The organism is Ruegeria sp. CDSB117 (assembly GCF_059611005.1).
This window is the reverse complement of sequence record NZ_JBXWOS010000019.1, coordinates 56,850-72,496: the sequence shown is the minus strand read 5'-3', so window position 1 is coordinate 72,496 and position 15,647 is coordinate 56,850. Positions and strand designations below refer to the sequence as shown.

Below are 15,647 nucleotides of genomic sequence, written 5' to 3'. Positions count from 1 at the left end.
TTTTCATGGATTATCACAGCCCCGCCAGCTTTGCCGAGGCGTCGGCTCTGGCCGCGAATGCGACGGGCATTACCCGGTTTCTTGCAGGAGGCACCGATGTACTGGTGCAGCTGCGCTCGGAACTTGTGACACCCGACACGCTGATCGACATCAAAAAGATTGATGGCGTGAGCGACATCAACAGCAATGCCGATGGCAGCTGGACGCTGGGGGTCGCTGCCACCGGTGCAGAAATGAGCGAGCACCCCGAACTGGGCCGGGATTGGCCCGGTGTGGTCGAGGCGATGGACCTGATCGGATCAACCCAAGTGCAGGGGCGCGCAACGCTGACCGGGAACCTGTGTAATGGCTCTCCTGCGGCGGATTCCGTGCCGGCCATGGTTGCAGCGGGTGTGACTGTCACAGTGACCGGACCGGAGGGAGATCGCGAGGTTGCAGTCGAGGATATCCCGACCAGTCCCGGCAAAACGTCTCTGGCCAAAGGCGAACTGATCTCGGCCGTCCACATTCCCGCCCGGGGCGAGAATGGCGGCGACGCCTATCTGCGGTTTATCCCACGCACCGAGATGGATATTGCTGTTGTCGGCGTAGGGGTGAACCTGCGTTTGGACGGCGACACTGTTACCGAAGCCCGCGTGTCGCTGGGTGCTGTCGCCCCGACCGTTCTACTGGTTGAAGACTGCGCGAAGGCCATCATCGGCAGTACGTTGGACGACGCCGCGCTTGATGCGCTGGCTGCTGCCGCATCCGCTGCGTGCAACCCGATTGACGACAAGCGCGGCACCATCGCGTTCCGCACTGAGGTCGCTGGCGTTCTTGCCAAGCGCGCCGCGAAAATCGCCTATGCCCGTGCGAAGGGAGAACAAGCATGAGCAAGTTCCACGTATCTACCACCGTAAATGGCGACACTGTCGAATACCTGTGCGATCCGCGGGAGACCCTGCTGGATTGTCTGCGCGACAAGCTGAACCTGACCGGCGCGAAAGAAGGCTGCGGTACCGGCGATTGTGGAGCGTGTTCCGTTTCAGTCGATGGACGCCTGGTCTGCTCGTGCCTGATGCTGGGGGTTGAGGCCGAAGGTAAGCAGATCGAAACCGTCGAGGGCATCGCAGATGGCGATGTTTTGCACCCGCTGCAACAGAAGTTCATCGAACATGCCGCCCTGCAATGCGGCATCTGCACGCCGGGTATTCTGGTCGCGGCCAAGTCTCTGTTGGAAAAGAACCCCAACCCGACCGAAGAAGAAACCCGGTACTGGCTGGCGGGCAACCTTTGCCGCTGCACCGGTTATGACAAAATCATTCGTGCCGTCATGGAAACGGCAGAAGAACTGCGGGAGGCTTCGTAATGGCACTCGACGATCGCAAATCTGAATTCACTTTTGTTGGCACGCGACCGAACCGTCCCGATGGGTTGGACAAGGTTACGGGCCGCGCCAAGTTCGGGGCGGATATGTCGGCACCCGGTATGTTGCACGGCGCGATCCTACGCTCACCTCACGCTCATGCGCGGATCGTGAAAATCGACACGTCGAAAGCCGAGGCGCATAAGGATGTGAAAGCCGTCGTGACCCGCGCGGATTTTGCAGACGTCCCGTTCAAACCGGGCCTGGAAGGCGAATTCTGGAATGTTCTGGAAAACGTCATGGCGGGCGAAAAGGCTCTGTATGACGGCCACGCTGTAGCAGCCATTGCGGCCACTTCGGCACTGGCGGCGCGCGATGCGCTCAAGCTGATCGAGGTTGAATACGAGGTGTTGCCCCACGTCACCGATGTGGACAAGGCGATGGCCTCTGATGCGCCTGTCATTCGCGAAGGTGCCGCAGACTATTCGGTTCCGGAAGGCATGCACCCGAACGTCGTTCGTTACCATGAAAGTGGGCACGGTGATGTCGAAGCCGGTTTTGCCGAGGCCGATCTGGTCATCGAAGACAGCTTTGTCACTGAGGCGACCCATCAGGGTTACATCGAACCGCATGCCTGCCTGGGTATGCTGGGCAATGATGGCAAGGGTGAGCTGTGGTGCACGACCCAAGGCCACTGGATCGCGCAGAAAACCTGTGCAGCGCTGTTGGGTATCGAAACCTCGCAACTGCGCGTCACGGCATCCGAGATTGGTGGCGGCTTTGGCGGCAAGACAACCGTCTTTATCGAACCCGTTGCGCTGGCGCTGAGCCGCAAGGCCAACCGCCCGGTCAAGGTTGTGATGACCCGATCCGAAGTGTTTCGGGCAACCGGTCCCACTTCGTCGGCGTCGATGGACATCAAGATCGGGATGAAGAAGGACGGGACCATCTCTGCCGCGCAGGGCGTTTTCCGCCTGCAGGGTGGGGCCTTCCCCGGAGCGCCTGGTGACATGACCGCCATGTGCGCCTTTGCGCCCTACAACCTGACCAACGTCAAACAGATCGGCTATGACGTGATGGCCAACCGCCCGAAACAGGCGGCCTATCGTGCACCCGGTGCGCCGATGGGGGCTTTTGCGGTTGAATCGGTGATTGACGAGCTGTGCAAAAAGCTGGGCCTCGATCCTGTTGATGTGCGTCTGAAGAATGCCGCGCACGAGGGTACCAAAGCCAGCTATGGCCCGCGTTACGAGCGCATCGGGCTGGTTGAGACGTTGGAAGCCGCCAAGGCGCATCCGCACTACTCGGCGCCGCTGAAACCGGGGCAGGGGCGCGGCATCTCCTGCGGGTTCTGGTTTAACCACGGTGGTGAAACTTCGGTCTCGCTATCTCTGTCCGAGGACGGTTCGGCCCAGTTGATGGTCGGTACGCCGGACATCGGCGGCTCGCGTGCATCTATGGCGCTGATGGCGGCTGAGGTGCTGGGCATTCCCTACGAAAACATCCGGGTGACCATCGCCGATACAGCGACGCTTGGGTACAACGACGTCAGCCACGGCTCTCGCGTGACGTACGCCTCCGGTCTGGCGACCATCAAAGCAGCCAAACACGCGGTCGAAAAACTGTGCGAACGCGCGGCGGCCAGCTGGGGAATTCCGACGGACGCAGTCAAATGGGAAAACGGCTGTGCGGTGCCCTCTGGCCCCAATGCCGGTGATTTCGATCCGCGGCCACTGGCTGATATCACGGCTCATATGGGCTCGACAGGCGGACCGATCTCAGGCCATTTCGAAGCGACCCCGGAAGGCGCAGGCGTGTCCTTTGGTACCCATATCGTCGATGCCGAGGTTGATCCGGAAACCGGCAAGACTGCGATCACCCGCTACACGGTCATCCAGGATGCCGGTAAGGCGATCCACCCAACCTATGTGGAAGGGCAGTATCAGGGCGGTGCTGCGCAAGGCATAGGCTGGGCGCTGAACGAGGAATACATCTATGGCGAGGATGGTCGCCTGCAGAACTCGATCTTCCTCGACTATCGCATCCCCGTCGCCAGTGACCTGCCGATGATCGACACGGTGATTGTCGAAGTGCCCAACCCCGGTCACCCCTTCGGTGTACGAGGCGTCGGCGAGACCGGCATTGTGCCGCCTCTGGCCGCCATTGCCAACGCCGTGTCCCATGCGGCTGGCGTGCGCATGCGTCAGTTGCCGATGTCGCCGCCGCGTATTCTGGCCGCGCTCAAGGACGATGGTTGAAGTTCATCTCTGGTCCGGCCTCCGGTCATTGACCGGGGGCCAGCAGGTCGTCGAGGTTGAAGCCAAGACGACCGGAGATCTGTTACGCGCATTGGTGCTCGCCCACCCACAGCTTCAAGGCCCTATTGATGCCGGGGTGTCTATTGCAATTGATGGCCGTGTTATAGCCACAGGGCTGACCGAGCCAATCCCTGAAGGCAGCGAAGTTTACCTGATGCAGCGGTTAAGGGGCGGTTAGGCCTCTGGCGACCACGGTTCGCGCCCGACCATGCGGTCGGCTTCAGCAGTGATATCGTTCATATGCTGCTCAAGGCTTTGGCGCAGCTCCTCGATTTTCTCTTCGGATGCTTTGCGAGGCACGGTCTCGGTCCACTCGCGGCACAGAAAGACTCCCTTGTTTCGCCAGGGGCGGGGCATCAAAAGACGATCCCATGTACCCGCTTCGCTGCCATAATGTGCAGAAAAGGTGATCCCGAAGATTCGTTTGCCAGATGTGCGCGCCCAAACCAATGGCACCGTGGAAAGCACACGCTCGGGTCCACGTGGTCCGTCAGCAGCGATGCCGATGGAAATCCCTTGTTTGATCTTACCGATCACTTCTCGCGAGACGGCAACGTTGCTTTTATGTTTGCTGGCCATGGCGATCGTGTCCATTCCGAACAATTTCTGCACCCGACCCACCATGCTGCCTGCGCGCGCAGACGAAGTGATTGAGCAGATGCGTCCTTTGTCCAGCGGGAAGAAGTACGGCGACTGCGCCAGCCTTTGATGCCACAGCACCACGATCACCGGCTCACCTTGTTCGGCCAGTTGGTCCAGTTCTTCGTATCCGATGCGCTGCCATTTGGTGTTGCGATTGACCATCCGGATATAACTTGCGATGCGGCGCGCGGCCCAGTTCAAAACGGCTTCGCTGTCGGCGATCTTTTTACGGATACTCACGGATTGGGTCCCTCGTACTGACCAAACCGTGTCTTATAGAACTAAACGCTGCACGCAACTTGTTTGTCGGATGCATTAGTCGCGCGGAATTTGAAAAAGCCTCTTGAGTCCGCTGCGCGGCTGGCATATTTGATGCGCACCTTAGGGGTATAGCTCAGTTGGTAGAGCGACGGTCTCCAAAACCGTAGGTCGCGGGTTCGAACCCTGCTGCCCCTGCCATTTCCTCATTGATCTGCGGCCGTTTCATCGTAAAGAACGAAACCCAAGCTAGGTATCCTGCAATTATTTGGGGTGTAATCTGAGGCTGCAGGGACCCGGTCACAAGACGCGATTCTTAACTTTTCGAACAAGGCAACTGCCAGGCATTGATTGCTAGAAAAATATGAACTCGTCGACCGAGAGCATACTGACCAATCGACCGTTGTTTGAGCCCTGGTCCGAGGGCGACTTTGTGATGATGTCTTCGAAGTTCGGCCCGTACAGTCTCATAAGCCGAGCTCGCTCCATTTCGCAAAGCAAATAGAACAGCCCTCCGCGTTTGCCCTTTAGGGACTCCGGCACGGTGAGCGCTGCGACGCTCTTAGAATATTTTGACTGCTGCTCTATCTTGGCCACCGGCATTCGCCTTTTTTGCGACCGTATCAACTGAAAGGAAATATGGCAAATATGTGGCTTAGAAAACTTTGCCGGTGTTGCATACGGGAATTTTGAGACCCGGGGGGTTCTAAAGGCGGCTGAATCTGACCGATCCATTTTCTACAACCAACCGGCTTCACGCCGCATGCGAATGTACGAGGCTTCAAAAGACGCCCATTTCGGTGATGAAGTCTGCGTGGGCCATCATATTCTCCTCCATCGCGTGCTCGGTTGTTCATTCCACTCAGATTGGCGGCTGTGTTGAACCTGGGGTTTAGATGGGGTTAACATTGGTTTAGCCAGGTGCCGCGCAATTCGATCAATCCGGTTTCCTGCGCCTTTGGAATGGCCTATGGTCCTGCCCACAACAGACAGGCGGAAGAGGGTTCATGTCGCGTTTTGATGGTTACTTCCTGCGGCAGCTGCTGATTCTGTTCGGCTTTTTTACCCTGGTCCTGGTGGGTGTGTTCTGGATTACCCGTTCCGTCAGCCTATTTGACCGGGTGATCAGCGGCGGCCAACCCGCGATGGTGTTTCTGGAATTCACCGCACTGACGTTGCCGACCCTTATCCGCACCGTGATGCCAATGGCGGTTTTTGCCGCCGCTGTCTATGCCACCAACCGCCTGAGCCGCGAAAGCGAGATGACGGTGATGCTGGCCACAGGGACCAGCCCCTGGAGATTAGCGCGCCCAGTGTTCGTATTCGGCATCCTGACCGGTCTGATGATGGCCGCGATCAGTGTCTTTCTGCGCCCTGCATCGGTGGAGCAGCTAGAGCAGCGCCAGGCCGAGGTTGCCGGCGACGTAACTGCCCAGCTTTTAAATGAGGGTGAATTTCTGCACCCCGCGCAAGGCGTTACGGTCTACATTGGGAAAATTGATTTGGATGGCACGCTGTCCGAGGTTTTCGTGTCGGATCGTCGGAATGAAGAGGACCCGGTAAGCTATTCCAGCAAGACGGCTTATCTGGTCAACAATGGCACTGGCATTCATCTGGTGATGGTGGACGGGATCGCATTGCGCCTGAATCCAGAAGGCAGAACGCTGTCTTCGACGCTTTTTGCGGATGCTTCATATGACATCTCGGAACTGACAAATTCAGACACCAACGCCATGCGCAGTCTTGAGGCGATCCCAACGCTCGAATTGTTGCAAGGCCGGGATACAATTCTGGCGACCGAGCTGTTTTCCGAAGGGGAATTGATCGAAGAGCTGCATCAGCGCTTTTCATGGATCGCCATTTGTATCGCGGTGGCAATGGCTGGGTTTTCAACGTTGATGCTGGGCAGTTTTTCGCGCTTTGGCCTCTGGCCGCAGATTTTCGGCGCGTTCACCATTCTAGTCCTGTTGGAGGGTGTCCGGGGCTTTGTGGCGCCGGTTGTGATCGATGATCCGAACCTGTGGATATTGCTATACCTGCCAGCGATTATCGGCGTCCTTATTTCGTGCGTGTTCCTGTTGATCGCCGGGCGACCATTGCTGCGCACCCGATCGCGGGGGGCGAATGGAACCTTGTCGCAGGCTTAATTCGCCGCGCGCAGTTCAGTCAGGCAGGCCACCACGTCGTCAAACGCCTCGCTGTCCCGTCGGGTCACCAAGTAAAGCGGCACCATCAGATCCATCGCTTCGGTAACCGATACCAAAGTGCCGTCGCTCAACTGATCTCGAATTACATATTCGGGAAAGTAACCCGTACCGCCGCGCCGTAAAACATAGCGCAGACCCATCATGCAATTGCCCAAAAAAAGTGTCTGACCTGCCGCTTTGCGCGCTGCTGACCGCACGTGGTCCTGATAGACTTCGCCCAATTCTAGATTGACGAAAACCGGGTCTTTGTCGGCGTCGGGGGTTTCGACCAGCAACAAACGTTCAGGCGCCAGTTCGTGATATAGAACGCGCCGATCAGATGGTTTTTCATGGGTCAGTGCCGCATCCAATACATGCGTCGCCACGGCCTCGACCATGTTGAGGTCATGATCGTAGTTCAGGGTTAGCAACAGCTGGCCATGGCGCTGTTCGTAACGAACGGCCAGATCGACCAGCAATGGATCCCAAACGCTGAGCTGTGCACCAAGGCGCAGGGCAATCCGGTGCGGTGTCTGCCCCGGTAGGTCACGAGAGGCGAAGAACCACAATGACAACATCTGCTCGGCATAGGGTCTAAACTGCCGTCCGAATTCTGTCAGGTTGGTGCCGCCTGCGCCCCGAGTGAACAGGGGCTTTCCGGTTTCCTCTTCGATCAGTTTGATACGGGCGCTGACCGCTGTCTGAGTGATGTTGAGGTGTCGTGCGGCGGCATGGAAGCCACCGGTGTCTGCAACGCACAGAAATGTCTCAAGGGCTTTGATTTGCATGTCGAAAGTATTTTTTGATCGAAGTGATAAAATCAATTCATTTTTTTCAGCTGTTGCCTTCGGATATGCTGGCCGTAGCAGATCAGCCAGAGGAAACATCATGCTGGACAAAAGCCACAAACCCACCTGGACCAGTTTTGAAGAGGCGACCAAAGCCGATTGGGACGCCGTCATGGAGTATGAAGAGGCGTTCAACGCTGCCCTTCCTGACCGAATCCTGGACGCGATCCGTTCCCTGGACGAAGCGTGGACCCCATACCCAGTCAATCGTTACCAGCACAGCCTTCAGGCCGCGACGCGTGCCCATGAGGATGGTGCGGATGAAGAACTGGTGGTCGCTGCACTGATCCATGACACCGGAGATATTCTGTCGCCGTATAACCACGGTGAGCTGTCGGCTGCGATGATGAAACCTTATGTCAGCGAGAAAACCCACTGGATATTAAAACACCACTGCGTGTTCCAAGGCTATTACTACAATCACCACCTGGGTGGTGATCGTAACGCCCGCGACAAGTACCGCGACAGCCCCTATTGGGAGGACTGCCGTTACTTCTGCCATGAATACGATCAGAAGGCGTTTGATCCCGAGTATCCGACCAAACCGCTTGAGTTCTTTGAACCCATGCTGCGCCGCGTCCTGAACAAGGGCGATGGCCATATGGAACTGAACGAAACGTCCGAGGGTTAACAGGCGGCCATCAGGCGATAGACGATCTGAGCGGCGGTAAAGTCCCAGGCGGCGTTGCCGTCCGGGGCAAGTTCGACCACGTCGAAGCCCACGCATTTGCGGCCTTTCAGGGCGTGCTCGACCAGCCGAAGCGCTTGATAATACCCCAATCCGCCGGGAACCGGGGTGCCGGTTGCCGGCATTTGTGAGGGGTCAAGACCGTCAACGTCAAAACTGACGTAGACCAGCTCGGGGAAATCCTCGGGTAGGTCGACGGCGTAGATATTCCCGGTGACCAGATCTTCTGCATCCACGTGGAAGATGTGGTTTTTCAGGCGGCTCTGTGCCTCTTCAGTCGAAAAGGCACGGACACCGAACTGAGCCAATCGAACGCCTTCTTCGGCCAGCAGGTGCATGACCGAAGCATGGGAGTGTTTTTCCCCCTGATAGGCGTTGCGCAGGTCAGCATGGGCGTCGATCTGAACTATGCCGATGGGTTGACCTAACGCGCGGGCCACTCCCATGACGGCGCCGTAACTGAGGGAATGCTCTCCGCCCAAAGTCACTGGAACCCTACCAGCGCGAACAGCGGCTTCGGTGCGCTGGGCAAGGCGCTCCATGATCTCGGACAGGGCGGCGTCGCAATCCACCGGTTCTTCGGTGAAGATCCCCTCGACGCATGGCTCGGCGTGTCCGGTGATGCGTTCCAGCTCATTGCTGGCTTCGATGATGGCATCAGGCCCTTTGGCTGTGCCCGAGCCGTAAGAGACCGTGCGCTCTAGCGGCACCGGGATCACGCGAAAACGGGCATCCTCGGTGCGCTCAGATGCGGTCAGTTCACTGTCGAGGAAAATGCTCATGAGAGTCTGTCCTTAAAGTCGTCATAGCCGAACTGCTTGATGATCTTCAGCTCGTCCGTTTCGCTATTCCACAGGGCAATGGTGGGCAACGGTACGCCGTTGAACGTATTGGTCTTGACCATCGAATAATGCGCCTGATCCAGGAAGGCAAAGCGTTGGCCGATTTCCAGTGGCTGATCCCAGGTGTAATCCCCGATCACGTCACCGGCCAGACAGGAGGGGCCGCCCAGACGGTAAGTATGGCCTGCTTCGGCCTCATCCATCAGGGCGGGACGATAGGGGGCTTCGATCACGTCAGGCATGTGGCAGGTGGCCGAGATATCGGTGATTGCAAGGTTCATGACATTGGTTGGCAGGTCGAGGATTTCGCCGACCAAGATACCTGCGTCCAGCGCGACCGCCTCACCGGGTTCGAGATAGACATCGATGCCGTATGTCTCGCGGATGTCCCGGATGAACGCCACCAGCCCGTCGCGGTCATAGTCGTCGCGCGTGATATGATGGCCGCCTCCAAAGTTCAGCCATTTGAGTTGGCCGAGGAAGGGCTTGAGTTTTGGCAGGACGGCTTCCCAAGTGCGCTGCAATGGCGCGAATCCTTGTTCGCAGAGCGTGTGCATGTGCAGGCCATCAACCCCGGTCAGTTCGTCGGTCGTCAACTGACTGATTGGGGTGCCAAGGCGAGAGCAGGGCGCACAGGGGTCATATTTTGGGATCTCGCCTTCGGAATGTTCCGGGTTGATGCGCAGACCGACCTGAACGCCAGCGTTCCGAGCTTTGGCAAGAAACCGTTCTTTTTGCGCTGGTGAGTTGAATATGATGTGATCGGACAGCGACAGAATTTCATCGACGTCCGCGTCCTTGTACCCGGCGCAGAAGGTCGCGACCTCGCCACCATATTCTTCGCGACCCAGCCGTGCTTCGAAAATGCCGGACGCGCATGTGCCGCCAAGATGTTGGCGGACAAGCGGGGCGAGCGAGAACATCGAGAATGCCTTGAGCGCGCTCAGCACATGGGCGCCGGATCGGGTTCCAATATCGGAGAGAATGGTCAGGTTCCGCTCGACGGCTTTTTCATCAACCACAAAGCAGGGGCTTGGCACGCGGCTCAGGTCAAAGCTGCGAAAGGCTCCGGCATCTCCGGCCTGTGTGGTCATCATGTCGGACATGTCCGGCGCCTCCGAATTGTGGAGAGGCCGGGGGCTCTGCCCCCGGACCCCCGGAGTATTTTGGAAAAGATGAAATTAGAACTCGACCGGACCGTCGAGTTCGTGGACCTGCCACGGTAAGCCGTGTTCGTTCAGCATATCCATGAAGTTGTCCGGATCCAGCTGTTCCATGTTCCACACGCCCGGCTCGCACCAGTTGCCTTTCAGCACCTGCGCCGCACCGATCATGGCGGGGACGCCCGTGGTGTAGCTGACGGCTTGGCTGCCGACTTCTGCGTAGCATTCTTCGTGGTCGCAGATGTTGTAGATGTAATAGGTCTTCTCGCCCGAGCCGTCCTTGGCCTGACCCGTGGCGATGTCGCCGATGCAGGCTTTGCCTTTGGTTTCGGCACCCAGATCGCCGGGATCGGGCAGCAGAGTTTTCAGGAACTGGATTGGAATGATTTCCTTGCCGTCATGCATCACCGGGTCGATGCGAGTCATGCCGACATTTTCCAGCACCTTGGCATGGGTGATGTAGGCGTCGCCGAATGTCATCCAGAAGCGGGCACGCTCAATCTCGGGGAAGTGGGTTGTAAGCGACTCCAATTCCTCGTGATACATCTGGTACATGTTTTTTTGGCCGATGGCGGGGAAATCGTATTCGACCTTTGTGGTCATCGCCGGGCTGGTATGCCACGCGCCGTTTTCCCAGTGGCGCACTTCGGCCAGCACTTCGCGCAGGTTGATTTCCGGGTTGAAGTTGGTGGCGAATTCCTGATCGTTCGAACCGCCATTGGCATCCAGAACGTCGATCTGGCGAATGGTGTCCAGCTTGTGTTTCTTCAGCCATTTGGCGAACACGCTGGTCACGCCCGGATCGAAGCCCGAGCCGAGGATGGCGGTCAGGCCAGCCTCTTTGAACCGGTCCTGATAGGCCCATTGCCAGTGGTATTCGAACTTGGCCACGTCTTCGGGTTCATAGTTCGCAGTGTCGAGATAATGAATGCCCGCCTCAAGACACGCATCCATCAGCACCAGATCCTGATAGGGCAGGGCGAGGTTCACCAGCAGTTCTGCCCCGGTTTCCTTGATCAGCTTGACGGTATCTTCGACCTTATAGGCGTCCAGCTCCGCCGTGGCGATGTCAACGCCCACGCGATCTTTCACTGCCTTCGCGATGGCATCGCATTTTGATTTCGTGCGGCTGGCTAATGTGATTTCGGTAAAGATATCCGAATTCATTGCCATCTTGTGCACGGCCGCGTGCGATACGCCACCTGCGCCGACAACCAGTGTTTTGCCACTCAAAGTTCCCATGGGGGTCATCTCCTCTCTGGAGTTATTCGTAATAGGTGTAGCCGTTGATGGAGTCGCGATAGGCGCTCATCAGGGTTTTGCGGTCCTTGGCCATCAGAGTACCGGTCGAGATCGCCTCGTCCACCATTTTGCGGAACGCGGCGACACAATCGTTGGGGTCGAACTCGACATACGACAGAACCTGGCTGATCGTGTCGCCCTCTTGCTCGTGCAGTAGGTCAAAGCCGCCGTCGGCGCGCAGGTCGATGGTAACGACGTTTGTGTCGCCGAACAGGTTGTGCAAATCGCCCAGTGTTTCCTGATAGGCACCGACGAAGAAGACGCCCATGAGGTATTCCTGATCCTCGGGCAGGGAATGCACCGGCAGGCTGGGCGAGACGCCGTCGGCCAGTATGAACCGGTCGATCTTGCCGTCGCTGTCGCAGGTGATGTCCGACAGCACCGCGCGACGATCTGGCGTCTGGTTCAGGCCCTGCAACGGCACGATAGGGTGCAGTTGGTCAATGGCCCAGACATCAGGTAACGACTGGAACAACGAGAAGTTGCAGTGATAGATATCGGCCACTTTCTCAAGCTGATCATCCACATCCGTGTCCAGATCATCGCTTGCGGCCAGCGCCTTGAGACGGGCCATCAGCGACAGGTAGATCCGTTCGGCGCGGGCCATCTGGCGCAGGTCCACATAGCCGCGGCGGAACAGCGCGCGCAGTTCGTTGCGGTAGAAATTTGCGTCGTTCCAGCATTCCTGCAGGCGGTCGCTGCTGAGATAGCCGTTGATTGCCGCCAGATCTGAGACCAGATGGTGGTCGTCCGCTTCAACCTCGGGGCCGTTGGGCGCATCGTAAAGCGTGCTTTCCAGCACGTTGAAAACCAGCATCGACGATGTTGCCACCACGGCGCGGCCGCTTTCGGTGACCAGCGTAGGGTGCTTCACTTCTGCCTCGTCCATCGCATAGGCGACGGTTTCCACGACATTGGCACAGTATTCCTCGACCGTGTAGTTGATCGAGTTCTCGGCGGCCTTCTTCTCACCCGTATAGTCCACGCCCATACCGCCGCCGAGGTCCAGATGGGTAAGCGGCACGCCTTCGCGTGTCAGTTCAGTGTAGTAGCGGCAGGCTTCGCCCACCGCGCGGCGTACATCGTTGACGTCCTGCACCTGCGAGCCAAGGTGTGAGTGCTGCAGCTTCAGGCAATGCAGCAGGCCCGCGTTTTTCAGTTTGTCTACTGCGGCGACCAACTGGTCGGTGTTCATACCAAAGGCGGACCGGTCGCCCGAGCTTTCTTCCCACTTGCCGCTGATCTGGTTGGTCAGTTTGACCCGCACGCCGATCAGGGGTTCGATGCCCAGCTCGTTATAGACTTCGATCACCGTGTCAGCCTCTTTCGGGCTTTCCAACACAATGACCGTGTTGAACCCAATCTTGCGGCTGAGGATGGCCAACTGAATGAACTCGGCATCCTTGACGCCGTTGCAGACAATCAACGCCTCGGGGGCGAGACGGTGCGCCAGCGCGACCACCAGTTCGGGTTTCGATCCGGCCTCGAGCCCGTAGTTGTACTTCTTACCGAACTCGACGATCCGGTCGACCACTTGCGCCTGCTGGTTCACCTTGATCGGGAAGACACCGCGATAGCTGCCCTTGTAGCGGGTGCGCGCAATCGCATCGCGAAAGCTTTCGTTGATATGGGCAATCTCGTGTTCCAGATATGAACTGACGCGCAGGATCATCGGCGCTTTGATGCCGCGTTCATCTAGATCACTGAGAATACCCGGTAAGCTGATCGCTTCGGCCTCGGGGGCCATCGGATTGCGCAGACCGATTTCGCCCTGCTCTGTCACCTCAATGAGACCTTTGCCCCATTTCTCAACTCCGTAGATGGAATGCGGTGCGTCGGGCGTGTGTTTCAATCAAGTAAGTCCTTGTAAGTCAGGGTGCCAGTTTCGCGCCCGCCAATACGGCAGCTATATGATTCTTCCAAGTGTAATCTATGAGGCGGAATTTTCCGAATTTATGCAGCTGTGCGAATTGGGATCAAATGGTTGTCCCATTGGCAATCAGCCCGGTTGGATATTTGGGCCTTGTTTGTGAACAATTGCCCGATGACTCCAGTCCCGGTTGTGAACACAAACCCGTTTGATGCGGTGCCAAGGCCGCAAACATCCTCGTGCAGGAAGACGCCATCAAGCTGTCCGTCCGCGACACGAAACTGGTGCAGGGCATTGCCGCGCGGACAGGTGATGGCGACCGTTTCGCCGTCACCGGAAAACGCGATGCTGCCCGCATACCCGTGCAGCGTGCTTTGGTCTGCGTCGGGGGCGCTAAGCAGCCGAGGGTTTTCGCCACGGCGATGCAGACCCAGCAGGGGTGGGTGTTGCGATGTGTCGCCCTGCCATTGCATCGCGAACCCGACCAGACTGTCGGATCGCACGGCCAGATGGCGGATCGAGTTTTTGTGCAAGGCTTGTGGCAGCTCTACCTGCTCCAGAACTCTACCGTTTTGGTCCAGGTAGGACAGGCGCGGTTGCATCACCGGCAGGTTGAGCTTGGTTCTTCCGGTTTCAGGGTGGGTCTCGATCCCGCCATTTGCAACAACCAATGTCCGGCCATCCGGCATGAGGCGCATGTCATGTGGTCCGACACCGCCTGAGGCGAACTCGCCAATTCGTGTGTAGCCATCCGTGTTCCAGACACCAATCACGCCCTGACCGGTCTCATAGTCGTTTTCGGTGGTGAACAGCCGTGTACCATCGGTTGAGAACACGCCATGGCCATAAAAATGGCGGTCTTTGGGGGCCTCCAACAAAGCGGTCTGGGTGCCCGTCTCGCAGTCGATGATGAGTGCAAATGTTCCCGGGCGGCGTGCAAAGGCCACCGCCAGCGCATGGTGGGGATGCGCTGCTGCTGCGTGCCCGCGTGCGGGCAATGGCAGGGAAAACAGGATGTCGCCGCCCGCGTCCATCCCGGCCAGCCGATAAGTCCCATCCGGGAACAGCGCCGCGGCCAGGTAGTCCGGCGCACCGACAGCAGACCATCCACGAATGGGGGCAACGCTGGCGGCAGCCAGCCCGGCAAGGAAGCGTCGACGGTTGGTCATGATTTAGTCCCCGTCCAGCGAGTTGAACCCGGCATTGATGCCTAACGTCGGGCCAAGCTCGGTGGAGGCAATGACGCGGATATCGTTGATGGATTGCTGTAATGCTTCAAAGCGGAACCGTCCCTGCTGGGTTGCCACCCCAGAAAATGCCGGATCGTCCAGTGACTGCGCCCGGTCGATCGCGGCGGCGAATGCGCCGTCCAGATCTGCTGCGATGTCCGGATTATCTGCCGACAGACGCGCGGCAAGGTCGCGCAAGGCGGTCAGAGACAGCTGCACATGGCGCAGTGAACGCTCCGAACGCCGCGCCTCGGCGCGTTTTGGGCGGGGGCGGTCGAACGTACCCATCGGGCGGCCAAGGCGGGTTTCGGCCGTGAATTCCAGACCAGTAATCATGGCCTTATAAAGCTCTTGCATGGCTTCGTCTTCCGACCGGTATGGGCTGTTTTCGCCCGGATTTGCCAATGCCGGCGCGTAGCCTGCCCAATCCGCGTCAATTGCCCCGGCGTTGCGGTTGATATCGGTAGTGATGGCCTGCATCAGCGCGCAGCGATACTCGGCGCTGCCCAGATCGGTGAACCGTGGATCGTAGAGCATCAGTTCCAGCGCGAAAAAACCGCGTCCGGCTACGGAGGTTTCCGCAAAGGCATCCTGGGATTGAATGGCTGTATCCTCAGCAGCGATCAGGCCGGACAGGGCTTTGGGCGTAAAGCCCTTGGTGTCGGGCCAAAACGCCAATGCAAACGCGCGGTCTTCTGCCTCAGATGGGCCAAAGCGCAGATGACTGACCAAAATCCAGTCGTCAAACGCCGCGTGGTATGCAGTGCGCAGCTTGGCTGAGGTCGGGTTGCAATCCGCCTGCGCCGCATCCGCCAATGCGTCCGTGGCCTCTGTCAGTCTGGCATAGCCGGGCAGGATGTGCGCCTCGATGGCGTCGGACAGGATCGGGTCGCGCTCTTGCGCATAGGCGCCCAGCGGCAATGTCAGGGAAAGGGCAAGTACGATGGCACGCATGG

14 protein-coding genes and 1 tRNA gene are annotated in these 15,647 nt (G+C 58.4%); 7 read left to right on the top strand and 8 right to left on the bottom strand.

The window, feature by feature from the left end:
• Positions 1-5 precede the first annotated feature (5 nt).
• From AC2FJC_RS18670 to AC2FJC_RS18655, 4 genes are read left to right on the top strand one after another with little or no spacing between them, the layout of a single operon-like run.
• Positions 6-872 (top strand): FAD binding domain-containing protein, encoded by an 867-nt coding sequence (locus AC2FJC_RS18670; protein WP_496740734.1) that lies wholly within the window; start codon positions 6-8, stop codon positions 870-872.
• A complete protein-coding gene (locus AC2FJC_RS18665) occupies positions 869-1,348 on the top strand; it encodes a (2Fe-2S)-binding protein (RefSeq protein ID WP_496740732.1) in 480 nt (159 codons plus the stop codon). The genes AC2FJC_RS18670 and AC2FJC_RS18665 overlap by 4 nt, the downstream gene beginning before the upstream one ends.
• Complete coding sequence (locus AC2FJC_RS18660; RefSeq protein WP_496740730.1) at positions 1,348-3,603, top strand: xanthine dehydrogenase family protein molybdopterin-binding subunit; 2,256 nt, start codon at positions 1,348-1,350, stop codon at positions 3,601-3,603. Before AC2FJC_RS18665 ends, AC2FJC_RS18660 begins: the two co-directional genes overlap by 1 nt.
• Positions 3,596-3,841: a MoaD/ThiS family protein gene (locus AC2FJC_RS18655; RefSeq protein ID WP_170559220.1), complete on the top strand. Its 246-nt coding sequence runs from the start codon at positions 3,596-3,598 to the stop codon at positions 3,839-3,841. Before AC2FJC_RS18660 ends, AC2FJC_RS18655 begins: the two co-directional genes overlap by 8 nt.
• Here AC2FJC_RS18655 and AC2FJC_RS18650 read toward each other — a convergent pair.
• The gene (locus AC2FJC_RS18650; RefSeq protein WP_496696472.1) at positions 3,838-4,545 is read right to left on the bottom strand and encodes a lysophospholipid acyltransferase family protein; all 708 of its coding nucleotides are present in this window, start codon (positions 4,543-4,545) and stop codon (positions 3,838-3,840) included. The two genes, AC2FJC_RS18655 and AC2FJC_RS18650, sit on opposite strands and share 4 nt — an antisense overlap.
• Before the next feature lie 143 nt (positions 4,546-4,688).
• Between AC2FJC_RS18650 and AC2FJC_RS18645 the strand changes: the two genes are divergently transcribed.
• Positions 4,689-4,764: transfer RNA gene (locus AC2FJC_RS18645), tRNA-Trp, on the top strand.
• Positions 4,765-5,570: 806 nt separating this feature from the next.
• Complete coding sequence (lptF, locus tag AC2FJC_RS18640; RefSeq protein WP_496740728.1) at positions 5,571-6,710, top strand: LPS export ABC transporter permease LptF; 1,140 nt, start codon at positions 5,571-5,573, stop codon at positions 6,708-6,710.
• Here lptF and AC2FJC_RS18635 read toward each other — a convergent pair.
• The gene (locus AC2FJC_RS18635) at positions 6,707-7,537 is read right to left on the bottom strand and encodes a LysR family transcriptional regulator (RefSeq protein WP_496740726.1); all 831 of its coding nucleotides are present in this window, start codon (positions 7,535-7,537) and stop codon (positions 6,707-6,709) included. The two genes, lptF and AC2FJC_RS18635, sit on opposite strands and share 4 nt — an antisense overlap.
• 100 nt (positions 7,538-7,637) lie before the next feature.
• Between AC2FJC_RS18635 and AC2FJC_RS18630 the strand changes: the two genes are divergently transcribed.
• Positions 7,638-8,228, top strand: a complete 591-nt coding sequence (locus AC2FJC_RS18630) for an HD domain-containing protein (protein ID WP_496740724.1) — start codon at positions 7,638-7,640, stop codon at positions 8,226-8,228.
• Here the strand turns inward: AC2FJC_RS18630 and speB are convergent.
• The 6 genes from speB to AC2FJC_RS18600 all read right to left on the bottom strand — a co-directional run bounded on the left by speB (position 8,225) and on the right by AC2FJC_RS18600 (position 15,645).
• Positions 8,225-9,067, bottom strand: coding sequence for an agmatinase (gene speB, locus AC2FJC_RS18625; protein WP_496740722.1), 843 nt, complete (start codon positions 9,065-9,067; stop codon positions 8,225-8,227). The two genes, AC2FJC_RS18630 and speB, sit on opposite strands and share 4 nt — an antisense overlap.
• On the bottom strand, positions 9,064-10,233 hold the full coding sequence (nspC, locus tag AC2FJC_RS18620) for a carboxynorspermidine decarboxylase (RefSeq protein WP_496740720.1): 1,170 nt from the start codon (positions 10,231-10,233) through the stop codon (positions 9,064-9,066). Before nspC ends, speB begins: the two co-directional genes overlap by 4 nt.
• Before the next feature lie 75 nt (positions 10,234-10,308).
• Positions 10,309-11,532: a saccharopine dehydrogenase family protein gene (locus AC2FJC_RS18615; RefSeq protein ID WP_496740718.1), complete on the bottom strand. Its 1,224-nt coding sequence runs from the start codon at positions 11,530-11,532 to the stop codon at positions 10,309-10,311.
• Positions 11,533-11,554: 22 nt separating this feature from the next.
• Positions 11,555-13,444 (bottom strand): biosynthetic arginine decarboxylase, encoded by a 1,890-nt coding sequence (speA, locus tag AC2FJC_RS18610; RefSeq protein ID WP_496740716.1) that lies wholly within the window; start codon positions 13,442-13,444, stop codon positions 11,555-11,557.
• Between the two features lie 101 nt (positions 13,445-13,545).
• A complete protein-coding gene (locus AC2FJC_RS18605) occupies positions 13,546-14,631 on the bottom strand; it encodes a DUF1513 domain-containing protein (RefSeq protein WP_496740714.1) in 1,086 nt (361 codons plus the stop codon).
• 3 nt (positions 14,632-14,634) lie between these two features.
• Positions 14,635-15,645: an imelysin family protein gene (locus AC2FJC_RS18600; RefSeq protein WP_496740712.1), complete on the bottom strand. Its 1,011-nt coding sequence runs from the start codon at positions 15,643-15,645 to the stop codon at positions 14,635-14,637.
• Positions 15,646-15,647 lie beyond the last annotated feature (2 nt).